This window comes from Acidobacteriota bacterium (assembly GCA_026393755.1).
Taxonomy (GTDB): Bacteria; Acidobacteriota; Vicinamibacteria; order Vicinamibacterales; family JAKQTR01; genus JBAXOX01.
The window spans coordinates 84,263-109,409 of the sequence record JAPKZO010000019.1 but is presented as its reverse complement, the minus strand read 5'-3'; the positions used below and the strand labels follow the sequence as shown (position 1 = coordinate 109,409).

24 protein-coding genes and 1 tRNA gene are annotated in these 25,147 nt (G+C 63.8%); 5 read left to right on the top strand and 20 right to left on the bottom strand.

Annotated features, from left to right (window positions below):
* Positions 1–299: 299 nt before the first annotated feature.
* From NTV05_07535 to NTV05_07465, 15 genes are all read right to left on the bottom strand, one after another.
* Positions 300–1,226 carry a type II secretion system F family protein gene (locus NTV05_07535; protein ID MCX6544254.1) on the bottom strand — a complete coding sequence of 309 codons (927 nt, stop codon included), beginning with the start codon at positions 1,224–1,226 and terminating at the stop codon, positions 300–302.
* A gap of 9 nt (positions 1,227–1,235) precedes the next feature.
* Positions 1,236–2,201: a type II secretion system F family protein gene (locus NTV05_07530; protein ID MCX6544253.1), complete on the bottom strand. Its 966-nt coding sequence runs from the start codon at positions 2,199–2,201 to the stop codon at positions 1,236–1,238.
* A 4-nt stretch (positions 2,202–2,205) separates the two neighbouring features.
* Complete coding sequence (locus NTV05_07525) at positions 2,206–3,540, bottom strand: CpaF family protein (protein MCX6544252.1); 1,335 nt, start codon at positions 3,538–3,540, stop codon at positions 2,206–2,208.
* A gap of 37 nt (positions 3,541–3,577) precedes the next feature.
* A complete protein-coding gene (locus NTV05_07520; GenBank protein MCX6544251.1) occupies positions 3,578–4,717 on the bottom strand; it encodes an AAA family ATPase in 1,140 nt (379 codons plus the stop codon).
* 10 nt (positions 4,718–4,727) lie between these two features.
* On the bottom strand, positions 4,728–5,990 hold the full coding sequence (locus NTV05_07515; protein MCX6544250.1) for a pilus assembly protein TadG-related protein: 1,263 nt from the start codon (positions 5,988–5,990) through the stop codon (positions 4,728–4,730).
* 13 nt (positions 5,991–6,003) lie between these two features.
* Positions 6,004–7,410, bottom strand: a complete 1,407-nt coding sequence (locus NTV05_07510) for a type II and III secretion system protein family protein (protein MCX6544249.1) — start codon at positions 7,408–7,410, stop codon at positions 6,004–6,006.
* Positions 7,407–8,267: a Flp pilus assembly protein CpaB gene (gene cpaB, locus NTV05_07505; protein ID MCX6544248.1), complete on the bottom strand. Its 861-nt coding sequence runs from the start codon at positions 8,265–8,267 to the stop codon at positions 7,407–7,409. Before cpaB ends, NTV05_07510 begins: the two co-directional genes overlap by 4 nt.
* 17 nt (positions 8,268–8,284) lie before the next feature.
* On the bottom strand, positions 8,285–8,767 hold the full coding sequence (locus tag NTV05_07500) for a pilus assembly protein (GenBank protein MCX6544247.1): 483 nt from the start codon (positions 8,765–8,767) through the stop codon (positions 8,285–8,287).
* A complete protein-coding gene (locus NTV05_07495) occupies positions 8,755–9,282 on the bottom strand; it encodes a prepilin peptidase (GenBank protein MCX6544246.1) in 528 nt (175 codons plus the stop codon). Before NTV05_07495 ends, NTV05_07500 begins: the two co-directional genes overlap by 13 nt.
* Positions 9,279–9,491, bottom strand: coding sequence for a Flp family type IVb pilin (locus NTV05_07490; GenBank protein MCX6544245.1), 213 nt, complete (start codon positions 9,489–9,491; stop codon positions 9,279–9,281). Before NTV05_07490 ends, NTV05_07495 begins: the two co-directional genes overlap by 4 nt.
* Positions 9,492–9,498: 7 nt before the next feature.
* Positions 9,499–9,681: a Flp family type IVb pilin gene (locus NTV05_07485; protein ID MCX6544244.1), complete on the bottom strand. Its 183-nt coding sequence runs from the start codon at positions 9,679–9,681 to the stop codon at positions 9,499–9,501.
* A 154-nt stretch (positions 9,682–9,835) separates the two neighbouring features.
* Positions 9,836–10,003: a Flp family type IVb pilin gene (locus tag NTV05_07480; GenBank protein ID MCX6544243.1), complete on the bottom strand. Its 168-nt coding sequence runs from the start codon at positions 10,001–10,003 to the stop codon at positions 9,836–9,838.
* A 511-nt stretch (positions 10,004–10,514) separates the two neighbouring features.
* Positions 10,515–10,796, bottom strand: coding sequence for a hypothetical protein (locus tag NTV05_07475; GenBank protein MCX6544242.1), 282 nt, complete (start codon positions 10,794–10,796; stop codon positions 10,515–10,517).
* Between the two features lie 191 nt (positions 10,797–10,987).
* Positions 10,988–12,748: a DUF192 domain-containing protein gene (locus NTV05_07470; protein MCX6544241.1), complete on the bottom strand. Its 1,761-nt coding sequence runs from the start codon at positions 12,746–12,748 to the stop codon at positions 10,988–10,990.
* An 8-nt stretch (positions 12,749–12,756) separates the two neighbouring features.
* The gene (locus NTV05_07465) at positions 12,757–13,917 is read right to left on the bottom strand and encodes a sigma-54 dependent transcriptional regulator (GenBank protein ID MCX6544240.1); all 1,161 of its coding nucleotides are present in this window, start codon (positions 13,915–13,917) and stop codon (positions 12,757–12,759) included.
* A 130-nt stretch (positions 13,918–14,047) separates the two neighbouring features.
* Here NTV05_07465 and hpt point away from each other — a divergent pair, with 130 nt between their 5' ends.
* Positions 14,048–14,575: a hypoxanthine phosphoribosyltransferase gene (gene hpt / locus NTV05_07460; protein MCX6544239.1), complete on the top strand. Its 528-nt coding sequence runs from the start codon at positions 14,048–14,050 to the stop codon at positions 14,573–14,575.
* Here the strand turns inward: hpt and NTV05_07455 are convergent.
* Positions 14,554–16,017 (bottom strand): amidohydrolase, encoded by a 1,464-nt coding sequence (locus NTV05_07455; GenBank protein MCX6544238.1) that lies wholly within the window; start codon positions 16,015–16,017, stop codon positions 14,554–14,556. The genes hpt and NTV05_07455 overlap by 22 nt on opposite strands.
* 71 nt (positions 16,018–16,088) lie before the next feature.
* On the opposite strand from NTV05_07455, the gene upp reads away from it, so the two are divergent.
* A complete protein-coding gene (gene upp, locus NTV05_07450; protein MCX6544237.1) occupies positions 16,089–16,712 on the top strand; it encodes a uracil phosphoribosyltransferase in 624 nt (207 codons plus the stop codon).
* A gap of 70 nt (positions 16,713–16,782) precedes the next feature.
* Positions 16,783–16,857, top strand: a tRNA-Val gene (locus tag NTV05_07445).
* Positions 16,858–16,873: 16 nt separating this feature from the next.
* Here the strand turns inward: NTV05_07445 and NTV05_07440 are convergent.
* Positions 16,874–18,037, bottom strand: a complete 1,164-nt coding sequence (locus tag NTV05_07440; protein MCX6544236.1) for an ATP-binding protein — start codon at positions 18,035–18,037, stop codon at positions 16,874–16,876.
* Between the two features lie 184 nt (positions 18,038–18,221).
* Here NTV05_07440 and NTV05_07435 point away from each other — a divergent pair, with 184 nt between their 5' ends.
* On the top strand, positions 18,222–20,786 hold the full coding sequence (locus NTV05_07435; GenBank protein MCX6544235.1) for a DUF3516 domain-containing protein: 2,565 nt from the start codon (positions 18,222–18,224) through the stop codon (positions 20,784–20,786).
* Positions 20,787–20,791: 5 nt separating this feature from the next.
* Here the strand turns inward: NTV05_07435 and NTV05_07430 are convergent, their stop codons facing one another.
* On the bottom strand, positions 20,792–21,694 hold the full coding sequence (locus tag NTV05_07430; GenBank protein MCX6544234.1) for an insulinase family protein: 903 nt from the start codon (positions 21,692–21,694) through the stop codon (positions 20,792–20,794).
* Complete coding sequence (locus NTV05_07425) at positions 21,691–23,607, bottom strand: pitrilysin family protein (GenBank protein ID MCX6544233.1); 1,917 nt, start codon at positions 23,605–23,607, stop codon at positions 21,691–21,693. The genes NTV05_07430 and NTV05_07425 overlap by 4 nt, the downstream gene beginning before the upstream one ends.
* A gap of 141 nt (positions 23,608–23,748) precedes the next feature.
* Between NTV05_07425 and NTV05_07420 the strand changes: the two genes are divergently transcribed.
* Positions 23,749–24,582 (top strand): trypsin-like serine protease, encoded by an 834-nt coding sequence (locus NTV05_07420; GenBank protein ID MCX6544232.1) that lies wholly within the window; start codon positions 23,749–23,751, stop codon positions 24,580–24,582.
* Between the two features lie 12 nt (positions 24,583–24,594).
* Here NTV05_07420 and NTV05_07415 read toward each other — a convergent pair whose 3' ends face one another.
* On the bottom strand, positions 24,595–25,146 hold the full coding sequence (locus tag NTV05_07415) for a hypothetical protein (GenBank protein ID MCX6544231.1): 552 nt from the start codon (positions 25,144–25,146) through the stop codon (positions 24,595–24,597).
* Between the last annotated feature and the right edge of the window lies 1 nt (position 25,147).

The window sequence follows — 25,147 nt, the reverse complement described above, 5'->3', positions numbered from 1 at the left end:
TCGGCACACCCCGGGCGACGCATCCCGGCGTGAGTAGTAGCGCTACCAGTGCAGCCAGACTTCCAGTTCGATGTCCACCCATGTCTTATAACCAGCGTACGAAAAGACACGTTCCGAGGTGTTAGTCTTCCTTGCGGAGGCGCGCACGCCGTCTCATGAGATAGAGCACACCGACGATAGCCGCCACCGCGATAAGGATGATCTGTGTTGTCGTCACGATAAACCCCCCAGAGCCGGCCTTTCGGCCGTCGTTCGATTAACAGCCAGCGGCGCCGCTGACTAGACACCCTCGAGTCGCTTCAACGATTGCCAACCTGCTGGATCAGCACGCGAAAGATCTTAATCGCACCAGGGCCCAGCAGCACCACGTAGAGCGCGGGAAACAAACAGAACACGAGGGGAAATACCAGTTTGACTCCCAGTTTCCCGGCCCGTTCCTCGGCGTTCTGCCTCCGTTTTGTCCTCGCCGCGTCCGCGAACGTTCGCAGCGACTGGGCGATGCTTGTGCCGAACCGATCGGTCTGCACCATCATCGCCACCAGCGCACGCACGTCGTCCACTTTCGTCCGCTCGGCGAAGTTCTTGAACGCCTCGATGCGTGGCTTACCGGCCCGGATTTCTGTATTCACATAGCGCAATTCTTCGGCAAGTGCGGGATAGGACAGATGCAGTTCCTCGCTGGCCTTCACGACAGACTGATCGAGCGACGAGCCCGCTTCGACGCAGACAATCAGCAAATCGAGCGCATCCGGCAGCCCATTCTGAATCTGCTTCTTGCGCAGTGTGCTGAGGCGCTGGACCACCAGGCCGGGCAGCATGTACGCGACGATCGCGGCCAGAACAGCAAAGAATAGGCCGGTTCTAGTCATGCCGATGGCCGCCACCATCAGGACTCCAGCCAACAGTGGCCCCAGAAGTTCCGCGATCGAATAGATCACCACCGGCGCAACGCCGTGATGCCCGGCTCGGGCCAGCCGTTTGCGGATCCGAGTCATCTCCCCGGGCGACCGAGGGATGAATCGCGCGAATTGTTGCACCGCGGCGTCGGTGCCGTCTGCGAGGGGTGCCTCCCGCGCCACGATCACTGTGTTGCCCATCGCAGGCAGTCCATCCAAACGCCGGCGTGCGGGCGCCATGCGCTTGAGCACAGCGAACCCCAAGGCAGCGGCTGCCAGCGCGACGGCGGCAAAGACGAGAACGGCGGCGAGGACCAGGTCACTTGGCATGTGACAGGCTCAGTATTCGATATCCACGATTTTTCGGATGGCCAGGGCACCGACGACTTGGAGAACGATGGCGCCGATGACCATGCGGACACCTATCGGATCGGTCACCAGAGATTTCATGTGGGCGGGCGCGATGATGAACATGACCAAGGCCACGACCGGAGGCATGCCGGCGAGCACGCCCCCCGTGATGCGCGCGTGGGCCGTGACGACTCGTACCTGCCGCTTGACCTTGAAACGATCGCGAATGACGGAACTGATGTTCTCCAGCACCTCGGCGAGGTTGCCACCTGCATCGCGCTGCGTCAACACCGCGGTGACGAAGAAGCGCACATCCAGCAGCGGGATTCGTTCTGCCAGACTCGTCAGCGCATCTTCCAAAGGCATGCCGAAGTTCTGAAGGTCGTACACGAGCCTGAACTCAGGCCCGACGGGCTCGGCGAGTTCGTCCGCAACCATCGAAAGACCCGTCGCGAAACCATGTCCTGCACGCAAGGCTCTGATAATCAGGCCAATAGCTTCGGGAAAGAGTTCCTCGAATCGCTGCATCCTCTGGCCCGCCTTCCATCGCACGAAGAGATACGGACTGAACGCGGCGAACCCGGCCAGAAGCGCAGACGCGAGGACCGTCCCGGTCGCGCGGCTCAGAAGCAGGTAGACCAAGGCTCCGCAACAAGCGCACGCCAGAACAAGAGTCCCGACGGTGTACTTGAGCCCAGAGCGATCAAGCGTGGCCTGCAATCGACCGGAGAACGCCCTGGAACTTCTGAGCACGGCGTTGAGGGCCGGGACGTCGCTGAACTGCCGCCCCTTTACAAAGAGCAACCGCTGTTTGTGAGCCGGTCGTGCCGCCGACTTCAATCGCTTCTGGATCGCGCTTTGACTCGCCGTCTCGGGCCGCACCGCAAGGACCCAGTAGATCGACAGCATGACGGCCAGGACAGCGACGAACGTAATGATAGGTAACGTGGTCATATCTTCACGCCACGATCTGCACGTGCTCGAACATGGTCATGGGGAAGTTGATGCCTGACGACTTGAGGCGATCCGCGCACCTGGGCCGGATGCCAGTGGCACGGAACCGTCCGACGACTCGCCCCTCCGGAGACAATCCTGTTCTCTCGAAGAGGAAGATGTCCTGCATCGTGATTACGTCCCCTTCCATTCCGGTGAGTTCGGAAATCGCGGTCACTTTGCGGGTGCCATCGGAGAGCCGCGTCATCTGCACGACGATGTCGACGGCGGAGGCCACGTGTTGCCGGATCGCCTTGTCTGGGATGTTCAGGTTCGCCATCGCCACCATGGTGTCGAGGCGGTACAGCGCATCTCTCGGGCTGTTGGCATGGATCGTCGTCAGGCTTCCGTCGTGGCCGGTGTTCATGGCCTGAAGCATGTCGAGCGCTTCCTCTCCGCGCACCTCGCCGATGATGATGCGGTCCGGACGCATCCGGAGGGCGTTGATCACCAACTGCCGCTGCTTCACCATCCCCTTGCCCTCAATATTCGGCGGGCGCGTTTCGAGGCGAACCACGTGGCGCTGGCGTAGAACGAGCTCCGCCGCGTCCTCGACGGTGACGATGCGCTCCTTGTCGGACACAAAGCCGGAGAGCACATTCAGGAACGTTGTTTTCCCGGCGCCGGTACCGCCGGAGACAATAATGTTCAGGCGGCACGTGACCGCCGCCTTGAGAAACTCGAGCATCGGATCCGTCAGCGTGACCCGTTCCACCATGTCCTGCGCACCGAGTCTATCGGTGCGAAACCGCCTGATCGATAGAACAGGACCGTCAAGCGCAAGCGGCGGAATGATCACGTTGACGCGGGAACCGTCCGCCAGCCGCGCATCGACCATCGGGCTCGACTCGTCTACGCGGCGGCCGACGGCGCTGACGATGCGCTCGATGATCTGGAGGAGATGGCGGTCGTCCTTGAAGACGATCGGCGTTTCCTCGAGACGCCCCTCGCGCTCGACGTAGACCTGGTTGTATCGATTGACCAGGATGTCCGAGATCGTGGAATCCGCGAGGAGCGCTTCGAGCGGGCCGAGACCGAACAACTCGTTCAGGACATCAACAATCAGCGTCTCGCGTTCGAATCGGCTGAGCGGGACGTTCTTCGTCTCGACGTCGAGCATGCCCAGAATCAGCCGTCTGACCTCGGGCTCCGCCTCCTCCCGGCGAGTAGTGGACAGGCGCTCGAGATTCAGCCTGCTCAGGAGGTCCTGGTGAACGCGAGCCTTGATTTCCTGGTATTGCGGGTGCTGCGTCGAACCAGCCAGACCGGCCGGGCTCGCGGGTGTGGGCGAGTTCGTCATAGGTTCCACATCGGTTTCCCGTCCCGAATCTACTACGTCACCGTCCGATTAACCTTCGCAGGAAACCACCGCTCGGAGCGGTCTTTTCCGGTCTCTCGATATCCGCGATGGACTCCGCCAACCGGCGGAAGGCATCCGACAACTTGCTCTGGTTCTCCATGACCAGAGGACGTCCTTTATTGAGCGCGAGCCGTGCGAGTCGGTAGTCGCTCGGCAGCGTGGCGCTCAACCGTCCGCCGAGAGCCCTCTCGACGTCGTCCTGGCCAATCTCCGAGTGGGGATCAAACCGGCTGACGATGATGTCCACCCGTTCCTTGCCGTATCGCAGTCGCAGCGCCTCCGCGATTCTCGCGGCGTTCCGGACCGTCGGTATTTCCTGGTTGGCGACGATCACCACCTTCGCCGCCGCATCGAGGGCGTCAATGGCCGCGGTATCCGACCGCGGGACGTCGAGTACCGTGTATCGGTACATCCGCGCGGCAAACTCCACAAGCTGGCGAATCCCCAGAATGGCCCCGGGGGCAGCCAGGGCGCGGTCAGAGGACGCGAGCACATCTGGGCCCGCCTTACTACGCGTGACCAGGCTCTTGAAGAACGCCTGATCGAGCCGTTGCATGTTCTCGAGGGCGTCGACGACGGAGAAGCGAGGCTCGGCTCCGAGGAAGACCGCCGCGTCGCCGTAAACGAGGTGGAGATCGATGACCAGGACCTGCGCGGGGCTGGCAGCGGCCAGTGCCGTCGCGACATTGACCACCGTGGTCGTCGTGCCCACGCCACCCTTGGCGCCCACGAAGGCGAACACGAGACCGGTGGAAACCGACTGGTGCGCCGTAACGAGTCTCGTAATCGCGGCTTCCAGATCAGGCTGGCGGAGTGGTTCGGGGACGCACTCGGTCACTCCCGCCCGCATGGCTTCGAGCATCAGTCCCGACTCGAGCGACGAGGCCACGATCAAAAGGCCCGTTCCGGGGTGGGCCCGTTTCAGCAGCGACACCGCTGGCGGCAGCGGCCGACCGCCTCGGAGATCGAGAATGACTACATCTGGCTGATGCGCCGATGGATGCGCAAGCGACGTCAGATCCCCGCCGGAAATGCTGGTCGTTCGCATGCCGCAGGCGCTGAGCATCTGCTCAATCGCGCGATCCCTGGCGTCGACCACAATGACTTCAGAAACCACATCTACCTCGTCAACGAACCAGTGCGACCGTCCTCAAGAACGAAGACGGTTGTGGGTCTGGGCTGCCCTCCTTGAATACTCCGGGATAGGCCATGAAGTATCCAGTAACATCGCCACTGCTAGAAATATTGTTGATGAAGAAGCCCAGAAGTTTGACGATCGTAAAAGTGAACCTGCCTTGTTGGTCTGTACGGTCCGCCCGCGAGAACGCGTCTATGTCAAAGACCGGGATGGCGACTATTCGCCTCGTAAAACAGCCGGGGCTGCCGTCGCACACAGGAGCCCCTTTATGGTCATCCCCGGCCGTCTCATCCCAGTGAGACGGGTCGGGAGCCACGAGCTCTTCTATGCCCATCTTCGTGGGACCAGTCATGCCGCCTGGCTCGTTCTGGATGGGGTCCCCGGGGGCGATGGGAACACCGTTGCAAGTCGCAATATTCTCTCGGAACCTATCCCCTCCGGTAAGCGGGCCACCGCCTGTTCTCGGAAGATCGACGGGAAAGTACCAACCGGGGCTGTACGTCTGATGGGGATTCCCAAACTTCAAGACTACTTTCAGGCCGTAGCTTTCTGGGAGCGTAAACCCGGAACCGGGGTTGTCACCAACCGGAGGTACGTATTCGTCGAGCGTGCTCTGGTCGGCCGAAAGCAATTGGCCCATGTTGGGCCCCTTTTCCACGTACCGATCGAACGTCTGCGTCGTGTCCCAATCAATCTCTCTCACCGCCCCGTTTGCTGCGCGGCGCTCAGTCCACTTATCGGGAATCGCGAACGGCTTGACGCAGTCGCTCGCGTTTGTCATGAGGACTTGAGCCACGGCCATTGCCTGGACGCCCTGGCTCGAAATACCCAGCAGCGGGGCGAAGAACACGGGCAACGGATCTTTCGACGCGTTCCGATAAACGTTTACCCGAACGCACGTGTCGGGAGGGCCGGGCGCGCCTGGAGGACATGCGTAAGGGATGATCACATCGACGGCGGGATTGATGTCTGGCGCCTGACCCCAGACAAGGTTCGCTCGCCCTGCGGCAACGGCGGCTGCCTGCGCGCGTGGAATGTCCTCGGCGTCATAGTAGGCAAGGGATACGGCCGCGGCGAGCGCGCCAGCATCTGCTGCGTTCTGTGCCTGGCTTCGGGCCGCCCACATCACGCCGTAGTCGAGGACCAGGACGCTGAAGGCGGTCAATCCCAACATGGCAACTGCCACCTGGATCAGGACCGCTCCGCGCTGCCCGCTTCGTACCGATGCGAGTGATGCGACAGTACACCTCATACCAAGCTCCAGATCAGGCCCCCGGTCCCTTCTTCTTCGGTATCACTTTCGTGGCGGCCTGGACCGGCGGCGCATCGGCAACCCCTGGCTTGCCCGAGTCAACAGGATCCTTGATGAACACCTTCGGCGAGGTTGGAACCGCTGGGACTTCGTCGGGATCAAGCGGCCGGACGAGGCGCGGAGTGATCAACACCATCAACTCCGTCTGTTCTTTCCGATCGGCCCTACTCTTGAACAACGCGCCAATGATGGGGATGCTGCCCAGGATCGGAACCGCCGACCCGTCTTCCTGCGCGGTATTGTGCAGCAGGCCAGCTATCGCAAACGACTGTCCGTCGCGCAGCTCGACGTCGGTCTGCGCGCGCCGCGTGATGAGCGCGGGAATGCGGTAGCCCTGCAGCGTGATGCCGTTGTTGAAGTCAAGGCTGCTGACCTCAGGCGTGACTTTGAGACGGATAATATCGCCAGCGATCGTCGGCGTGAACGTCAACCGCACGCCAAATTCTTTCCACTGAATGGTGACCGAATTGGTGAGACCCTGCACGACCGGAACGGGGAATTCCCCGCCGGCCAAGAAACTCGCCTCCTGCCCGTTGTAGGCGATCAGGTTCGGCTCGGCAAGGCTCTGAAAGAAGCCCTTCCCCTGAAGCGCCCGGATCACGGCTCCAACGTTGTACTTCCGGTTGAGGACGAACAGGTTCAGGAAGTCGCTGAAGGTCGTCGTCTCCTGGTCGAAGCCCGGTGCGCTGAACTGCTGCGTCGTCGTCCGCGCGACGTAGTCGTTCTGACCGTTCGGCCCCATGAAGAGGTTCACGCCGAGTTCTTCGGTCGCCCTCCGGTTCACTTCGGCAAAGCGCACCTGCAACATCACCTGCTGGCTGCCGGGAGGGCCCGGCAACTGCAGCATGTTGATCACTTTCGTCTTCGCCGCGCTGGCCTGGGCGATCTCACCGGCCTTGAGCATCACGGTTGTGCTCGAGACGTGGCCCGAGAGGATCAACGCTTCGTCATTCACCGTCGCGTTGATGTCTTCGCCGGGAAAGAGCGCCTGCAGCTTCTGCTGGAGCGTACTCACACCCTGCTCAACCACCACGTCGAACTGGACGCGCCGTGCCGCACCCCAGATGATGAGACTCACTGTTCCTGCGGCCTTGCCGTCGATCAGGATCTCGCGGGGCTGGACGACCACCGCGTCCGCCACGGCCGGGTTGGTCACGGCGATACGCGTGATGTCAAAAGCCGTTGAGAGCACCGTCGAGCGTCCGGCGGTCAGGAGGATGCGCTCGAAGCCGGCGGCGGGAGCGACCGGCGCTGGCGCGGAAGGTGCCGTCGGTACCTGTGTTGGCGACACGGTCGGCGTTTGCGCCTGGACAACGCCGGTGACCAGAAGCAGGGTCGTGAGAAGAATGCGGACGGTCACTTCTTCACCTCTTCCGTCGTGCGTTTGGCTCCGCGAATGGTCTCCACGGTGTAGGGCCGCGGCGGAGGTGGAGGCGGTGCGGGCGGTAGCGCAGCGACCACTCTCTTGATGCCCCTGACCTTCTGCTCGATGGGCGGCCCCGCTGGAGCACCGGTCAGGTTCACCAGGCGAATGCCGGCTGTTTCCGTCGGTTGGGTATCCAGAGGATTGCGCAGCGCCAGCATCACTTTGCCCTCCGTCGCCGCCAGAGAGACCCGTTCAGCGTCGGGCGGCGTGACGGCGAGAGTCACCACCGTCGTCGGGATGGGCTTGCCATCCTTCTTAGGCGCATCCTGGTCGTACCTGGTCCCGGCGGCGAGCACGAGGAGGTTGCTGACCACCGTGCGCGTCACGATGTCCCTGTTAACGTCTACTGTCGCTATAACATCTACGCGCGTGCCCGGCACCACGAACCCGGCGACCCCGATTACCTCGTTGACCCTGACGGACATGGCCCGCATGCCTGGAGGAATCGTCGGCGGGAGTCCTGACCCAGACCCACGCGACGCTAACTTGCTCTCGGTAATTGGCTCGTTCTCGGCGAGCGTCACAACTGCCGCCCGGCCCACCACCGCGTCGATGGACGTGAACGCCCCCGGCACGGGACTGCTTGATGGCCATCCCACGAGCTTCAACTGCTCCTTGGTCAGCAGCGTGCCAACCGGAATCCCGGTGGACGCTACCACGGCCTGCACGTGGGCCACTTCTACTTCGCGCACGGGAATGCGCTGGACCGCCCGGTAGACCGCGAAGCTGGCCAGTCCGGCCATGCCGAGCGCGACCACGACAACGATAAAGGTGCGCAGCGTGCGATTCATATTCAAGATCTCCGCTGTCAGCTGCCGACGATTTCCCTACGCATCGTGGATCTGGCGCTAATCGTGATGCTTGGCGCCCAGGCGCTGTGTGTCGCGAGGTTCACGATCGGCCCGAGGATGATGTACGAGTAGTTGAAGCTGACCGTGACCTGCGTTGCGGTGAAGGCCGATCCAGTGACCGGCGTGATCGTCACCGTCTGAACATCCGGCACGCCGACGGCCGCCGACACCTCAGCCGCCGTCATCGACAGTCCCGCCGCCACGTAGTCCGACACGCGTTGCTGGACATCGCCTGCGTCGTAACCAGGAAGCACGCCGATGCGCGCCCCCTCGCGGGCCGCATTGGTGATGACCTCGTACCTTTGGAACAGAAACCCGAAGTCCACAATGCCCGCGAAGATCAGGAGCAACAACGGCAGCACGAGTGCGAACTCGATCAGCGCGTTACCGCGTTGGCTGCGGAGCCGAGCAGGCGACACGACGAGTTTCATCGTAGCCATAGCGTTGCCACCATGCCGATCGTAATCGGTACTGCGTACGCCAACCGTGGGCCCGAGGCATGCTCAAGCGTCAATGCCGGCAGCGGGCGCGGGCCAGACATTCGCCAGAACCACAACAGATAGCCAAGATTCCAGAACGCCTGTCGTACGTACCCATGACTCGCCGCAAGCAAGAGCGCCAGCACGCCGCCGGCGATGCCTCCGTAGAGCGCGACCCAAACGACTTTCGCCGGGCCAAGCCACGCACCGAATGCCGCGACGAGCTTGACGTCGCCGGCACCCATGCCGCCGAGCAGGAAGAACGGCAGGAACACCGCGAACCCGACGATCCAACCTACCACGCTTAGCCCGAAACTGTGCAAACCGGCAGTCGCCAAGAAGAAAGCAAAAGCGACGGCCGAGGCGCCGAACGTCAACGCATTCGGGATACGACGCGTGCGAACGTCGCAGACGCACGCGACGACTCCGAGGGCCACCGCCGCAAGGCCCGGCGCGTCGAGGGACAAGACACTCATGTCCCGCTGCTCACTGGATCGTTCGGTATCCAGAGACCCTGGACACCCGAGTCGTAACCTAGATACGACGTGCCCAAGCCCGTGACAATAGCGTTCCACGCCGCAACACCCGCGACCGCGACAAACAAGGCGAGGAGGCCGTACTCGACGAGATCCTGGCCGTCTTCCTCGCGGAGAAGCCGACCGAGCCGTCGGAGCAGCAGTTTCATCGCGGCCTCACGAGAAATACAAAACAAGATCGGTTACGATTCGAGTCCACAAGTCCGACACGCCTCTTCCGAGTATCTGCACGGCACCACTTACAACGACGGCTATGAGACTGGCGAGCAACCCGTACTCGATCAGGTCTTGCCCACGCTCGTCTCTCAAAATCCTCCGGACCCGTCTCACGGCAGTCATTTGGCGCATAAGGCCCAACCCACTTGGTCTTTCCACTCGCGCGTTCACCCTGCCGAGACATCATCATTGCGGAGAGGGTGTGGTGAGAGCGCGAGTACACTCCGCGCCCCCACCGAGTTGCCTTCAGAATAAACTTCTAAGTCGATGCAGGTGTCTAGCCCTTCAGCTTCGTGTTGATCGACTCGTAGACCCCCTGGACAGTAATCCCCAGCGGCTCCAGAGCGACCACTACGATGACCGCGATGAACACGATGAGCAACGCGTACTCGATCAGGTCCTGGCCGTCCTCTTCACGGATGAAACGCTGAATCAGGTTCTTCATACTGCCTCTTTCGGTTCTTCTGTCTACCAAGATTACGGTTTGCCGGGGCGCTTACCCCGATGTTTACGCCGCGGGTCCGGTCAGAACCCGTCGTCCGATTTCGCCGGCGGACTCCGGCTTACGGACCTGCCACCGACCTCGTTGCCCGAAGGCGGTGGACCCTCGACGCGATCGCGGGCGTGGCCAGCACCCCGTTCGGCGCCAATGATCTTCGTGACGGCCGTGCGCACTGTTCGTCGGCCCAGCCGTCGTGTTCTCAATAGCTCCGCGCCTACCTGGTAGACCGCCCCAGCACCCATACGTTGCTGGCACCTGGCGACGCGAAAATCATCAATCCGCATGAGCCCGGCCAGCTCGACGGCCAGGACCCCGCTCGTTCCAGACACGAGCCTGGACCCGCACTCGAAGCGGCAACCGCCCCGGCTGACCTCAACGAGGCGCATAGGAAGGGACCGCACAAGCGTCGCCACAGCGAAATCGTCCGCGCGGTGGTGACTGCTCTGCCCAAGACTCACGGTTTGTCCTCAATCGACAACTTGATCCGATGACGAATCTCTCCGTCGCCCACCACCGCCGGCCGGCACTCCGCCACCTTCCCGTTCATGCTGCGGCGCTTATCGTCCGGAATTTCAAGAGTGACGCGCTCGCCCACCGGACAGGGCTCGGGGGACAGAACAACCATGTGCTGGTCATTCCACTCCTCTATGGCTACTTCCTCGCGCACAAGCAGACTGCCATCAATCGGTTGCGCGAGAGGGAATCTCACGTGTTTTCTGCGCCCTAACTCTGCCATGTCTTAGTCCCGTCCAATCTGGATCCATGCAACAGCAACTTGAGTGCCGTTCTGGGCAACCCCAAAACTGCAAAATTGCACCCACTTTTGACAGTTACACCGTTTGGCGCCCACAAGTTCTGGTTCGCGCCAGACAAAAACGCCAAGGGCGGTAGATATAGATCTCGACTATTTGGAGCCCCAAGAGGGGGTCATCTGGTCAGCCGCATCCGGTACCGGTACCTCACCGGCTGGCCTGCTCGAGTCGCGGGCTTGAACGCCCACGTCTTGACGACGCTCAACATCATCGCCGCCCGCGGCCCGGCCGCCCCAGAGGACAAAAGTTTGACCGTCTCGACCTGGCCGGTGGCCGAAACCAAGACTTCCACTTCGGGCAGGTCTTCGGAACGGACGCCCGGCGGGGGGCCTTTGGGGAGGACGGGACGAAGGAGTTCGGGCGGAACCACCAGGGGGTCCGCCGCGGAATAGACGGTCGTCGGCGCCGCGGCGACCGCTCCCGCAGTGGGTGACTGGGACGAGACCGGTGCCGGCGTCGCCGCACCCGGCTGGGGCGGTACCAACGCGGCGGCTGCGGGTGGTTCCCCAGGCTGTGGCGGGCCGAGAGGAGGTACGGCCGGCGGGGCCTGGGGCTCCTGCGGTCGAGGCGAGGGCGGAATAACTCTTCTCGGCTCGGCCGGCTCTGCGGCGGCGGGAGCGTCAGCTTCGACAACAGACGGAGCTGACGTCGGCTCCGCGGACGCCAGCCCGAGCTTCCGCCACGCCACATCTCGATAGCCGCGTGCCGCGTCGGCCGCTCGGTGGGCCACGCCTGAGGCCACCTGAGTGACCCGATCGACGTCCTCTCTCAGCCACCGCCCTTCCGGCCTCCGCCACTCCCAGATCACGGTGGCCGCGACGAGCGTCAGGACCAGGACAAAGATGCCGTTCCAGACCGACTTCCGCTTCCACCACGGGCGATACCCTGGAGGGCGCGACAAAGGCGGTTCGAGTACGTCCGGCGGCTTCACCTCTTCCAGAGGCGCTGCTGGACCCGACAGGTGCCGGTAGCGCTTGTACACCCCGCGGACGATGACGGGTCGATCCGGCCGCTCGTAGAACTCGAGCTCGGTGTGCAACTCCTGGAGAGACTTGAACCGAGGTGTGGGCGACAATCCTCCCAACGCGAACAGTCGCAACTCCGTCGGCAGCCGGACCTCTGGGGTCAGCGACAGAAGCACCAGACAGGCGCGGCGCACGAGCGAATGTCCCTCGGGCCCCCTGGCAAGCAGGGCAACGCCGCCGACGTCCGTCAGCGCGATGTCAGCCAGTTCGGGCACACACGGGTCGTCGGCGGGCAGACGCGCAAGAACTGCCGCGCACATCTCCTGCACGATCGCGACGCTCTCGAACCAGCCGAGCGGCGTCCGGTGGCCGATGATATCCGCCAGCGTCACCGGCTTCGGCCGACCCGCCTCTTGCGTCTTCGACCCACCCACCTCGCTCGTCTTCGGGCCGCCAGCCTCATGCGAGGGCGTACCCGTCAGCGGAGGGATCACGTCCGAAGCCCGTCGCCTCTCCGGAATCTCACGCAACCCGACCACCTCACCCGGCACGATCTCTGTGCGATCGATGAACCCGGCAGCCGCTTCAATCACCGCGAACGCGCGCCACGCGCCCGCCATCCGCCACGGCTTCACCGATCGGCACGTCTTGACGACTGTGCCGTCCTTCGACACGAACACAAGGTCGAGGGAGAAACGCATGAAGAACGTGTGCACGCTGCTGCACGGCGCGATGATGAGCGCATAGTCGTCGGGCACGGAGTCGCGGCCGAGCAATCCCCGGCGCCGCGTCTTCGACTCGAAGGCGGGTTCGACGTGTGTGGCGAGCACGGTGCCGCGCTCGGTGTTGATGAGTTCGTATCGGCCTGCGCCTTTACCAACCAGTGGACCGAGAAACATCGGCTTGCTCATAGAGCTGTCTACGGCGTGGGATTCGCCCTGCCGCCTCGGGGGGCCCGCGTTTCCGACGGCACCTTCTCTTCTTTCGTCACCGCCCCGTCGCGCGCGGCGGCGGGGCGGAACTCACGGAAATCCACGACGCAGCCGTGGGTGCCCAGAAAATTCAGGAAACGCTTGTAGTCGGTGTCTGGCATGCCGAAGAGCCGGACGAGGGCCTGGTAGTTGCCGCGCGTGGCGGCCAGACCCCGGCGCACGAGGTCGCGCACGTCGTTCCGGGTGATGTCACGATCCAGGAAGAGCGGATGCACGTGTTCCCAGAACGAGAACGAGCCTTCCGTGAGCGCCTTGAAGATGTCGTCCGCCCGCTGCCGGCGGCGCTCACGCGCAGGAAGAATCGAATCCGTGCGTCCCTGGAGAAGGCGGGTCGGCAGATGCTCGACGCCCACGACGTCCTCGACGGAAGTCCAGATCAGCCGCTCGACCACGTTCTGCAGCTCGCGCACGTTGCCCGGCCAGCGGTACGTTTCGAGGGCGCGGAACGCCTCCTCGGTCAGCGTGATTCGCCGCTCGGCCCGGGAGAGGCAATGCTCGATGAGCGCCCGCACGTCCTCGGTGCGCTCCCGCAATGGCGGCACGCGAATGTGCACCACGTCGAGGCGGTACATCAGGTCTTCGCGGAAATTCCCCGCCGCCACGGCCGCTGCCAGGTCCTTGTTGGTGGCGGCAATCACGCGTCCGTTGACCTGCGTCCTCACGACGTCGGAGCCGACTGGCTGGATTTCGCCGTTCTCGAGGAAGCGCAGGAACAGGGCCTGCATCCGCAGGCTCATCTCCGCGACTTCGTCGAGGAAGATCGTGCCGTTGTGCGCCAGCTGCAGGATGCCGATCTTGTCGCGAAAGGCATCCGTGAAGGCGCCTTTTACGTGACCGAACAACTGCGATTCGAGCAGCGTCTCGGTGACGCCGGCGCAATTGACCGCCACAAATGGCTGATCGGCGCGGTGCGAGTGCGAGTGGATGAGCTGAGCGACCAGGTCCTTGCCGACGCCGCTCTCGCCAGTGATCAGAACCCGGGCATCGCCCTCGGCCACGCGCTCGGCAAGGGCGCAAATCGCCTGGAGGGCGGGACTGTGTCCAATTATGACAGGCTTACCGATATGGCCGGCGAGCTCGGACGGCAAGTGGGGAGTCCGCGATGGGCCCATCGTGCACGAAGCATACCACCCCGGCGCCCTCATCCAAAATCGTACATTGTCAGGAAACAGTCAAGATTCATGGAGAACTAGTAATCTATGTTAGTCTTTCTCGCCTATGGCGTACGAAGAACCCAAGGCCGTCATCATCTCCGCGGAGCAGATCCAGCAGCGCGTCAAGGAACTGGCCGCCGACATTCGCCGCGATTTCGCCAACGAGCCCCAGCTCCACTTTGTGAGCGTCCTCAAGGGCGCGTTCATGTTCCTGGGCGACCTTATCCGGGCAATGGATCGGCCGGTGACCATCGACTTTATGGCGGTGTCGAGCTACGGCAAGAGCACGACGTCTTCCGGCGAAGTCCGTGTCCTCAAGGACCTCGACACGGGTCTCGAGGGCCGCAACGTCGTCATCATCGAGGACATTGTCGACACCGGGCTGACGCTGGCCTACCTGCAGGAGATCCTGCACGCGCGCGGGCCCAAGTCGCTCAGGACCGCATGCCTGCTGAGCAAGCCGTCGCGGCGCGTTGTCGAGGTCAAGGTGGACTATATCGGGTTCACCATCGAGGACCGTTTCGTGGTCGGCTACGGCCTCGACTACGCCGAGCAGTATCGCCATCTCCCCTACCTGGGCGCGCTCGACTGAGACGCGGCGTCGACGGCGGCCTTCACCTTCTTCGCCAGCGCCACCGCGTCGGCGATGACCGCCGGCGCATTGAGCGTCAGCACGCGGCGGTTCCGCATCAGGATGCGGCCGTTGACGATTGTCGTGCGGACGTCTTCTCCCCGGGTCACATACACCAGATGTGAAATGGGATTGTAGAGCGGCGTCTGACGCGCCGACTGCATCGACACCATAATCACGTCAGCCAGCTTGCCCGGTTCGAGCGAGCCAATCCGATCCGCCATCCCGAGTGCGCGGGCCCCGCCGATGGTCGCCATCTCGAGCGCCGTCTGCGCCGACACCGCGGTGGGATCGTTCTCAGCGAGTTTGGCCAGGAACGCCGCCTGCCGCATCGCCTCGAACATGTCGAGGTCGTTGTTGCTGGCCGCGCCATCGGTGCCGAGGCCCACGTGGACGCCGGCCTTGAGCGCCTTCGAAACGGGAGCCGCGCCGCTCGCCAGCTTCATGTTGCTCTCGGGGTTGTGCGAAAGCCCGGCGCCGCGCCTGCTCAGAATCGCGAGGTCGTCGTCGCCGACGTGCACGAAATGCGCGGCAAGCGTCTTCGGCCCCCAGAATCCAATCGACTCCAGATACGCGACCGGCGACATCTTGTACTTGTCGTTCGACGTCTTGACTTCGTCCTGAGTCTCGGCGACGTGAGTGAGGAGCGGCACGTCGTACTTGCGCGCCAGGGCGATGGCCGCCGTCAACGTCGCCGTCTCGTTCGTATACATCGCGTGCGGAGCGACGGCAGGCGTGACGAGCGGGTCGCTCTTGAACTCCTTGATGAAGCGCTCTGCCCGAACCAGCGCGTCAGCCGGCGTCTTCGCGTCCGCGACGGGGAAACCGATAATCGTCTCTCCGAGCACGCCCCGGAGGCCCGCGGATCTGGCAACGCGGCCGACTTCCTCCTCGAAGTAGTACATGTCGGTGAAGAGCGTCGTCCCCGACTCGATCATCTCCAGCGCGGCCAGTCGCGTTCCGATGCGCACCATCTCCGGGGACACGGTCTTCGCTTCGGCTGGAAAAATGTACTTCTGGAGCCAGTCCATCAACGCCAGGTCATCGGCCAGGCCCCGGTACATCACCATCGCGGCGTGGGTATGCGTATTGATGAGGCCGGGCATCACCACATGGCCGCCGGCCCGAATCACCTGGTTGCCCCGATACGCCCGGGCGATGTTCTCAGGAGTATCGACGGCGACGATCCTGTGTCCGTCAATCGCGACCGCTCCTGGCCACAGCACCCTGTTGTGGGCGTCCATGGTCACGACGATCCCGCCCGTGATGACGATCGAGACCGGCTGGGGGGGCCGTTGGGCGGGCGCCTGGGCGACCAGGCTCGCCGGGCAGGTGAGCGAGATGCCGAGAGCCAGAACGAGAAGGAGTATCGATCGGCGGCCGGGGTGAGTGGTTGCTCGCATGGAACAGATCTTAGCGCAGAGCAGCCGCGCCGGGGTGGCAGTCCGCTGCAGCGTTCGTGTATAGTCTGGCCGTGCCAGTTCACATTGTTCAGCACCCGCTCGTCCAGGACATCCTGCTCTCGCTGCGTGACGAATCTACCGCGCCCGACGAGTTCCGGCGGATGGCGGTTCGCATCAGCGTGCTGCTTGCCAGCGAGGCGCTGCGGGCGCTGCCGACCAGACCCGCCTCTGTCAAGACGCCGCTCGCGGTGGCTCATGGCCAGCGCGTCGCCTCCGATGTGGTCGTCGTCCCGGTGCTGCGCGCGGGGCTCGGCATGCTCGATGCGGTGCTCGGGCTGGTGCCGGGCGCGCGGGTGGGACACATCGGGCTGCAGCGGGACGAGCTGACCGCCATTGCGTCGCGCTACTACTCGAAGCTGCCGGCGGGGCTGGCGGATTCGTACGTCCTGGTGATCGACCCGATGCTCGCCACCGGAGGGAGCGCCGTTGAGGCGATTGACCTCTTGAAGCAGGCTGGCGCGCGCAATATTCAGATGCTCTGCATCGTTGCGGCGCCCGAGGGCATTGCGCTGGTCGACCGCCATCATCCGGACGTGGACATCTACACGCCGGTGGTTGACGAGCGGCTGAACGAGAAGAAGTACATCGTGCCCGGGCTCGGGGATTTCGGCGATCGGCTGTACGGGACGCTCTGAGCGCGTCGCAGGTGTTGCCCGGACGGCGGCGAATCCACTAGACTGAACGGGTCAGTCATTTCTCAGGGTCGGGCGCTTGGCTCAGCGGTAGAGCACCGCCTTCACACGGCGGGGGTCAGTGGTTCGAATCCACTAGCGCCCACCAATCTTCTTCGGTCACGCTACCCGAGTGGCCGCACGTCCTCATGCAGGCGAGACAGTGCCACGGCGCGAATCCCGTGTGCCATGGGAAACGTCTCGGAACCGGCGTGGATCACGTCGAGCGACGACAGCTTTAGATCGATGAGCGCCTGTCGCATCGACGGCGTGACAGACGGTGCCGTGGTTCGTTTGAACTCGAAACCGCGTCTTACGCGACCACGCACGACAAGCAGGTCCAGTTCCGCGCCGGCATGAGTGCGCCAATAGAAGCACTCGTGCCAACCTGCCCTGAGACGATCGACGACATTGCCCAGACCGAAGCCCTCCCACGACGCTCCCACTTTGGGGTGCCGCTCCAGATCGTCATGCGTCTGGATGCCGAGCAGTGTGTGTAACACTCCGCTGTCCGAGATGTACACTTTCGGCGACTTCACCTGCCGCTTGGCCAGATTCTCATGCCACGGAGGCAGCACGCGAACGACAAACGTGGCGGCCAGCAGATCAAGATATCGGCGCACCGTCATGTCGGACACGCCAAATGCGCGGGCCAGTTCGGCTCCGTTCCAGGTCTGACCGTGGTAGTGCGCCAACATCGACCAGAATCGTCCGAGTGTCGCCGACGGGATCTGCACGCCAAGCTGGGGCAGATCCCGTTCGACGAACGTCCGGATGAAGTTTCGCCGCCACTCGTCACTCGCCGCATCCGACCGGGCGAGATACGAACGGGGAAAGCCGCCGCGGAGCCACAGCCGGCGCAGATGGCTGACACCGGTTTCGGCAAGCGAAAATCCTTCCAGATGATGAACACTGATGCGGCCGGCCAGCGACTCCGACGTCTGTCGCAGCAGCGCTGCCGACGCACTCCCGAGGACAAGAAACCTGGCCGGCATGGGTGAACGGTCCGCCAGGACGCGCAGGATGGGAAACAGGTCCGGACGATGTTGTACCTCGTCCAGAATCACGAGTCCGCGTTTCGTCTCGAGCGCCAGCATGGGGTCGGAGAGACGACTGACGTCGGCGGGATTCTCGAGGTCAAACGCCGTGACAGGGTGCTGCCTGGCATGGGCCACCATGGCGGCCAGGGTCGTCTTGCCGACCTGTCTGGCTCCCAGAATGGCGACGACTGGATACGTCCGCAGCAAGCGGATCACGTCATCCAGGTGGAACTGGCGCACTATCACCATACCTTGAATTATCAACAGGTCATGATGTGATTGCAAGGTACATTTGCCGGCGCGGCGGGCTCCAGAAGTCGTCGCAACAGGATCCGAACCGCTGACGACTCACCGCACGTCTCAGGACTGCCCTCAGCGTGTCGATCTGCCTGGCCAGCTCGAAAAGCCCGGATTCGAAGTACAACTACCAGTGATGCCCACACACCTCGGCGACTTCCTGCCTGATAACGGCGACGTGTCCAGCGACGCGCTGCTGGGCCGGTTCCTCGACTACACCGGCGACAAGGGCCTGACCCTCTATCCCGCGCAGGAAGAGGCGATCCTCGAACTGCTGGACGAGAAGAACGTCATCCTCAACACGCCGACCGGCTCGGGGAAGTCGCTGGTGGCGTCGGCGCTCCTCTTCGCCGGTCTTGCCCGCGGACACCGGTCCATCTACACCTGCCCGATCAAAGCGCTGGTCAACGAGAAATGGATGGGCTTCTGCCGCGAGTTCGGCGCGGACCAGGTCGGCCTCTGCACGGGAGACGCCACGGTCAATCGCGACGCGCCGATTCTCTGCTGCACGGCCGAAGTGCTCGCCAACATGGCGCTGCGCGAAGGACCTGACGCGAGGGTCGATGCGGTGGTGATGGACGAGTTCCACTGGTACGCCGATCGCGACCGGGGCGTCGCCTGGCAGACGCCGCTGCTCACGCTGCCCCAGGCGCGTTTTCTGCTCATGTCCGCGACGCTCGGCGACACGTCGTCGTTCGAGAAGGCCCTCACGACGCTGACGGGCCGGCCCACCGTCTCGGTCAAATCGGTCGATCGGCCCGTGCCGCTCGAATACGCCTACGCCGAAATCCCGCTCGCGCACACGCTCGAGAAGCTCGCCGCGGAAGGCAAGACACCGGCCTACGTCGTGCACTTCACACAGGCCGACGCCGCCAGCAGCGCGCAGGACTTCACCAGCCTCAAGATCTGCACGCGGGAGGAAAAGGCCGCCATCGCCGACGAGATTGAGGGATTCACGTTCAGCAGCCCGTACGGCGCCGACATCCGCAAGTGGCTGAAGCACGGCATCGGCCTGCACCACGCGGGCCTGCTGCCCAAGTACCGCGTGCTGGTTGAACAACTCGCCCAGCGCGGCCTGCTCAAGATCATCTGCGGCACCGACACGCTGGGCGTCGGCATCAACGTTCCCATCCGCACGGTCCTGTTCACGCGCCTCTGCAAGTTCGACGGACGAAAGACCGCGATTCTCAGCGCTCGCGATTTCCACCAGATCGCGGGCCGCGCCGGCCGCAAGGGGTTTGATACTCAGGGCTTCGTCGTGGTGCAGGCTCCCGAACATGTCATCGAGAACATCAAGCTCGGCGAAAAGGCGGCGCGCGACGGCAAGAAGATCACCAGGCGCAAGCCGCCCGAACACAACTTCGTCAACTGGGACCTGGGCACCTTCAAGCGGCTCATTGCCTCGTCTCCCGAGCAGCTCACCTCGCGATTCCACGTCTCGCACGGCATGCTGCTCAACGTCCTCAGCCGACGGGGCGATGGCTGCCGCGCGATGCGCCAGCTGATTCGTGATTCCCACGAGTCCGCCGACGCGAAGAAAGCGCATACCAGGCGGGCGTGGCAGCTCTTCCGCGCCCTCGTCGCCCGGCACATCGTCGAATTCGTCCCGTGCACAGACCAGGGATCCACGCTGCGCGTGAACGTCGATCTGCAGGACGATTTCTCGATGGACCAGACGCTGTCGCTGTACCTGGTCGAGACCATCCCGCTGCTCGATCCCGAATCCTTGGACTACGCCCTCGACCTGCTCACGCTGGTCGAGGCCATCCTGGAGAATCCGGAGATCGTGCTGCGCCGCCAGCTCGACAAGATCAAGGACCAGGCCGTCGCGCAGATGAAAGCCGACGGGGTCGAATACGAACAGCGGATGGCGGAACTCGAGAAGCTCGAATACCCGAAACCGCTGCGCGACTTCATCTACGTGAGCTTCAACGCCTTTGCCGACAGACACCCATGGGTGGGAGAGGAGAACATCCGGCCCAAGTCGATCGCGCGGGAGATGTTCGAGCAGTTCCGCTCGTTCGACGAATACGTGCTCGACTACGAACTCGAGCGCGTCGAGGGCCTGCTGCTCAGACACCTCAACAGCGTCTACAAAGTCCTCAACCAGACCGTGCCCGACGGCCTGAAGACGGACATGGTGCGCGAGAGTGAGCTGTACCTGCGCACGCTGGTCGGCCAGGTGGATTCGAGCCTCTCCGACGAATGGGAAAAACTGCGGGATCCCGCCTACCGGTCGTTCGACGCCGCAACGCCTCGGGCACGGGATCTCCACCTGCCCGGCGCCGACGCCGCCGAGCAGGACATCACGCGTGACGCCAGAACGTTCACCGCGGCCATCAGGACCCGCGTGTTCTCGTTTCTTCGCGCCTGGTCCATCAACAACCAGGGAGCCGCGCTTGCCGCGCTCGACTCACCGAGCGATGCCGAGGACATTCCCTGGACGCCCGAACGGCTCCGGGGCGAGCACGAAGCGTACCTCGTCGAGCACGAACGGCTCCGCCTTGATCCGGAAGCCCGGAATCTCCGGCACACGTACGTCTCGCCCTCAGATGATCTGCAGACGTGGCGGGTCGAACAGATGCTCGTCGACCCGCAGATGGTCAACGACTGGGTCGCGGACTTCGAGGTGGATCTGGCCGCCTCGCGCGAGGCGCAGCGGCCGGTCGTTCAACTCCGCCGGATCGGACGGCTGATCTAAGACAATCACTCCGGGAGTGATTTTCCCTTCTCCGGATACAACGTCACCCGGACGTAGTTGCTCGTGTCGAGATAGCGGCGCGCCGCCTCCTGGACTCCCGCCGCCGTCAGCCTGTCAATCTCTCCCGGCAACTCAAAGAACTCAGCGATGTCTACGGAGTTCTCGTACCGGTCCGACAGTTCCGACACCATTCGGTTGTTGACGGCCAGGTCGCTGTCGTGCCTCCGCCGAAGCGCCTCGCCGGCGTCGCGGACTTCCTTCTCCGTCGGTCCCCGGCTCTTCAACGTCTCAATCTCGGCAAGCAGCGTTTTGACGAGCGCCTCAGTCCGATCCGGATCGCATCCAAAATCGATATGGATGGTGTACCGCGCATCAGGGATCTTGGAGGCATCGGCCTCGACCTGAACGCCGTAGGTTCCGCTCAACGCCTCCCTCAGCCGCTCGCGCAGCCTCGTCTCGAGGACGACGGCCAGCGCATCGAGCGTCACCTGGTGTGGAGAATCGAACGGGAAGGGGCCCGTAAAGACGACGGCCGCCTGGCTCTTCGGCTCGATGCCCTTCCTGACGATCTTCTCCACGATGCCCTTGGGCGGCGTGATGCCGACGTTTCTCCAGGTCTCTTTCCGGTGCAGCGACGGCAGCGATCCAAGATACCGCTCGACCAGCGGCTTGATGGTCGGCAGATCGAAGCTGCCGGCAAACACGAACGTGAAGTCGCTGGCGTCCGCGAAGCGGTCCTTGTAGAACGCCAGAGATTTCTGCAGATCCATCTGGGCGACCATCTCGGGCGTCATGGGGCGCGCCCGGAAGTGATCCTGTGTGGTCGCGGCCTGCAGGGCCTGTCCGAATACCCATTCGGGACTCGCCTGCTGACTGGCCAGCATCGCCTTGGTCTGCGAGGTGATCACCCCGAAGACTCCAGCTCCTTCGGTGACCCGCCGCCGGCAATCCCCTCCCTGGTGTCGTCGATAAACGCCCTCACCGCCACGGCCTTGCCCGACAGGATGTTCCGGAGTTGAATCACGTCGAACGTGCCGACCCCGCCGGCCGCAATCACCTGGGGCGCCGTCATCGCGGCGATGTAGTCCTTGTCGCTCGCCAGCGAGGTGCCGCCCGGGCTCGTCGCGCGGAACACCACCTCGTCCTGCTTGAAGTCGGTCGGCTTCAGCATCACCTTGACGCCGTTGGAGAGCTCCCATTCCGTGACGCCAAACGCCTCTCTGGTCTTCGATCTGACGACTGAGCCAGGTTTCGGCAGCTCGTCGAACAGCGACTGGTTCGCGGCGACTTCGACGTAGGGCGTGACGTCAGTTTCCGCCCCGCTCTTGATGGCCGCGGCGAGCCTGGCCGCATCGGGCACCTTCAGCCCGTCCTTCTGCGGGGCGTTCACCAGCACAATCCGGCTCCCGCCGGTCCACTCCTTCGCCACCTGATTGACTTCCTGCAGTGTGATGTTCGGCAGGAAGCGCTGGACGAGACCGTACTCGTAGGTGATGCCTGGCAGCGGCTCCTGCTGCGTGAAGTTCCGGATGTACTCGGCCGCCAGCACTGCGGATTCCTCCTTGTCGCGCTCCGCGAACGCGCCCTCGTAAAGCCGCATCGTGTCGCGCTTTTCTCTCTCCAGCTCCGCCGGCGTAAATCCGAACCGCGCGGCCCGGGTCGACTCGGTCACCAGCGCGCGAAGGCCGCTTTCGATGCCGTCCTCCCTGACCAGCGCCATCAAGGTCGCGGCTTCCTTCGTGCGAACAAACAGACCGCGCCCCACCACCGCCTTCATGAACGGCGGATCGGCCCTCAGGGTCAACTCCGCCAGCCGCTCGGTCAGCATGTTGGTGTACAGCCGCTCCACCTGCTGCTGTCGATACGCGCCAACGGTGGTCTGATCCCGCAGCGGGAGCATGTTGTACACCCCCACGGTCGTCATCGCCGCTTCCGCGTCGGTGGCCACCGCGAAGAGGGTCTCGGGATGATCGGGAACCTCGAACGCGGTCCGAGGCCTCGGGTGTGGCGGCGCGGGAATGGCGCCGAACTGCGCCTTGATCATCGCTTCGATCGCCGACTTGCTGAAGTCGCCGACGGCGATGACGCCCATCAGATCCGGCCGATACCAGTCCGCGTAGAACCGCTTCAACGCCTCGGGCTTGAAGCCTTCGATGCTCTCCTTGGTGCCGATCGGCACGCGGTCGCTGTACCGCGATCCCCGCAACAGGATCGGAAACTGCTGGTCCCGCATCCTGGCGTCGGCACCCCGCCCCTGCCGCCACTCCTCGACGATGACGCCGCGCTCCTTGTCGATCGCCTCCCGGTCGAACGAGAGGCCGTGCGCCACATCGGCGAGGAACAGAAACGCCTTTGCCATCGCCTCCGGGTTGTCGGTCGGCACGTGGAGCATGTACACGGTCTCGTCGAACCCGGTCTCGGCGTTGACGCCGGGACCGAGCCGCATGCCGATCGACTCCATGAACTTGATCAAATCCTGCTTGGCGAAATGCTCGCTGCCGTTGAACGCCATGTGCTCGACAAAATGCGCCACGCCGCGCTGGTCGTCGTCTTCGACCACGGACCCGACGTTGATCACCAGGCGGAGTTCCGCGCGTCGAGACGGGCGCTCGTTGGTCCTGATGTAGTACCGGAGTCCGTTGGGCAGGTAGCCGATCGTGATCCGCGCGTCGACGGGGACGGCCTGGGTGAGCGGCGCCGACAGCGCCGGCCCCTGGAGAACCGTCGTCTGGGCGCGCAGCAGGACACGTCCCGCCGGGAGAAACCCCGCGAGCGCGATCGACAGAAACAACGCGGCTCCGGCTATCTTCCGAACAGTCATGGGTGTGGATCTCATTCCTATCATTGTGGTGCCTCGCGCCTTGCGGCACAACCCCGAAAGCGTGACGCGCGCTTGCTGGCCTCCCTTCCTGGCACTACACTGGATGAAATGTGGTCCCCATCCCGGCGTCCGACGCTGGCAATGATCGCCGTCATCGTTGCGCTGCTGGCGATGACGGCCTGCGGCGGCGGTTCGTCAAGCCCGACTACGCCGACGCCCACGCCGGCGCCCGCACCTACGCCCGTTCCGACACCCTCTCCTCCGCCGCCCGCCGCGTTCGTGTGCGGGGCGATTGGCGGATTCCTGGGCAGTCCCCAGAGCATCATCAACGGCCTCGTCTGCTCTGGCGACACGTCGCCGGTCGTCCTGGTCCTGCTCGAGGACGCCGCCGGAAAGGCCATCGGGTTCTGCTCGGGCACGGTGATCGCGCCAAATGCGGTGGTGACGGCGGCCCACTGCCTCGCCGGCAAGACCAAACACGTCGCGATCCTGCCTGGCGGGCTGGGCGGCAGGGCGATCGCGGCCTCCTCCTTCACGCCAATCCCGGCGTACAGTGCCACGGCCACCGGGTCCCCGGATGTCGGCGTGGTCATCGTTGGCGAAGACCTGGGCCGGACTCCGCTGCCGCTGCTCGTCAGCCGTGACGTGGTTCCGGGCGAACAGGGCGTGGTCGCCGGCTATGGCCTCGACGCCAGCGGCGGTCAGGGCGTTCTGCACGCCGGTACGGTCACCATTTACAGAATTGGTGTGAACGTCTTTTCGTCTGATTTCAGCGGGGACGTCAGCAACACGTGCAGCGGCGATTCAGGCGGGCCCCTGCTGGTGTTGCAGGACGGCACGTGGGGCATCGCGGGTGTGACAGAGGCGGGCGAAAGCTCCGACTGCCTGAGCGGAATCTCCAACTACGCGCGGCTCCGCAACGACATACTCTCGTCGTTCGTATTCTCCCTGGTGCCAACGGCGAGGCCCTTGTAGCGGGCGGGCTGATTACTTCCTGGCTTCGGCGATGAGCGCGGTCAGCAGACGACAATAAAGCGTGTCGGCAGCGGCGAACACTTTCTGGTAGTCCGCATCCGACAACTTCTGGTCCTTCTTCCAGTCGTCATCGAATTTCGTCTGCTTTCCGGCCTGCTCCAGCGAATCGGCGCCCTTGTTGGTCTCGTGGTCGGGCTTCAGCCCGTCGGCGCCGGCATCCTCTATAAACACCTTGGTGCCGGCCTTCGCGGCGCTGTTCAGGTCGATGTAAACGTCCTGGTATTCCCGGTTCCGGAGTTTCCCGTCAAGCAACACCGCCGGGGCGTACTTGGCACCGACCACGAGCATCTGGCTGCCGGAAAAATACATGGCCGCCACGTAGAACTCGGGCTCAGTGGCGTCCCTGGCTGCGATGGCGGCGAGTTTCTTGGCGTCCAGCAGCTGGCTGAGTTCCTTCGCCAGCGCCTGGGACTTGACGTCCTGGGCGTAGGCCGCGCTGCTCATCACCCCTGTCACCAGCAACCCGATCAGAACGTAGGAAGCACGGCTCAGACGCGTCATCATG

What these genes read in the sequence shown, in the direction of transcription:
- NTV05_07535 (MCX6544254.1), bottom strand. Translation starts at nt 1,226, where the DNA reads ATGCCAAGTGACCTGGTCCTCGCCGCCGTTCTCGTCTTTGCCGCCGTC.
- NTV05_07530 (MCX6544253.1), bottom strand. Translation starts at nt 2,201, where the DNA reads ATGACCACGTTACCTATCATTACGTTCGTCGCTGTCCTGGCCGTCATG.
- NTV05_07525 (MCX6544252.1), bottom strand. Translation starts at nt 3,540, where the DNA reads ATGACGAACTCGCCCACACCCGCGAGCCCGGCCGGTCTGGCTGGTTCG.
- NTV05_07515 (MCX6544250.1), bottom strand. Translation starts at nt 5,990, where the DNA reads ATGAGGTGTACTGTCGCATCACTCGCATCGGTACGAAGCGGGCAGCGC.
- cpaB (MCX6544248.1), bottom strand. Translation starts at nt 8,267, where the DNA reads ATGAATCGCACGCTGCGCACCTTTATCGTTGTCGTGGTCGCGCTCGGC.
- NTV05_07500 (MCX6544247.1), bottom strand. Translation starts at nt 8,767, where the DNA reads ATGGCTACGATGAAACTCGTCGTGTCGCCTGCTCGGCTCCGCAGCCAA.
- NTV05_07495 (MCX6544246.1), bottom strand. Translation starts at nt 9,282, where the DNA reads ATGAGTGTCTTGTCCCTCGACGCGCCGGGCCTTGCGGCGGTGGCCCTC.
- NTV05_07490 (MCX6544245.1), bottom strand. Translation starts at nt 9,491, where the DNA reads ATGAAACTGCTGCTCCGACGGCTCGGTCGGCTTCTCCGCGAGGAAGAC.
- NTV05_07485 (MCX6544244.1), bottom strand. Translation starts at nt 9,681, where the DNA reads ATGACTGCCGTGAGACGGGTCCGGAGGATTTTGAGAGACGAGCGTGGG.
- NTV05_07480 (MCX6544243.1), bottom strand. Translation starts at nt 10,003, where the DNA reads ATGAAGAACCTGATTCAGCGTTTCATCCGTGAAGAGGACGGCCAGGAC.
- NTV05_07475 (MCX6544242.1), bottom strand. Translation starts at nt 10,796, where the DNA reads ATGGCAGAGTTAGGGCGCAGAAAACACGTGAGATTCCCTCTCGCGCAA.
- NTV05_07470 (MCX6544241.1), bottom strand. Translation starts at nt 12,748, where the DNA reads ATGAGCAAGCCGATGTTTCTCGGTCCACTGGTTGGTAAAGGCGCAGGC.
- hpt (MCX6544239.1), top strand. Translation starts at nt 14,048, where the DNA reads ATGGCGTACGAAGAACCCAAGGCCGTCATCATCTCCGCGGAGCAGATC.
- NTV05_07455 (MCX6544238.1), bottom strand. Translation starts at nt 16,017, where the DNA reads ATGCGAGCAACCACTCACCCCGGCCGCCGATCGATACTCCTTCTCGTT.
- NTV05_07440 (MCX6544236.1), bottom strand. Translation starts at nt 18,037, where the DNA reads ATGGTGATAGTGCGCCAGTTCCACCTGGATGACGTGATCCGCTTGCTG.
- NTV05_07435 (MCX6544235.1), top strand. Translation starts at nt 18,222, where the DNA reads ATGCCCACACACCTCGGCGACTTCCTGCCTGATAACGGCGACGTGTCC.
- NTV05_07425 (MCX6544233.1), bottom strand. Translation starts at nt 23,607, where the DNA reads ATGACTGTTCGGAAGATAGCCGGAGCCGCGTTGTTTCTGTCGATCGCG.
- NTV05_07420 (MCX6544232.1), top strand. Translation starts at nt 23,749, where the DNA reads ATGATCGCCGTCATCGTTGCGCTGCTGGCGATGACGGCCTGCGGCGGC.
- NTV05_07415 (MCX6544231.1), bottom strand. Translation starts at nt 25,146, where the DNA reads ATGATGACGCGTCTGAGCCGTGCTTCCTACGTTCTGATCGGGTTGCTG.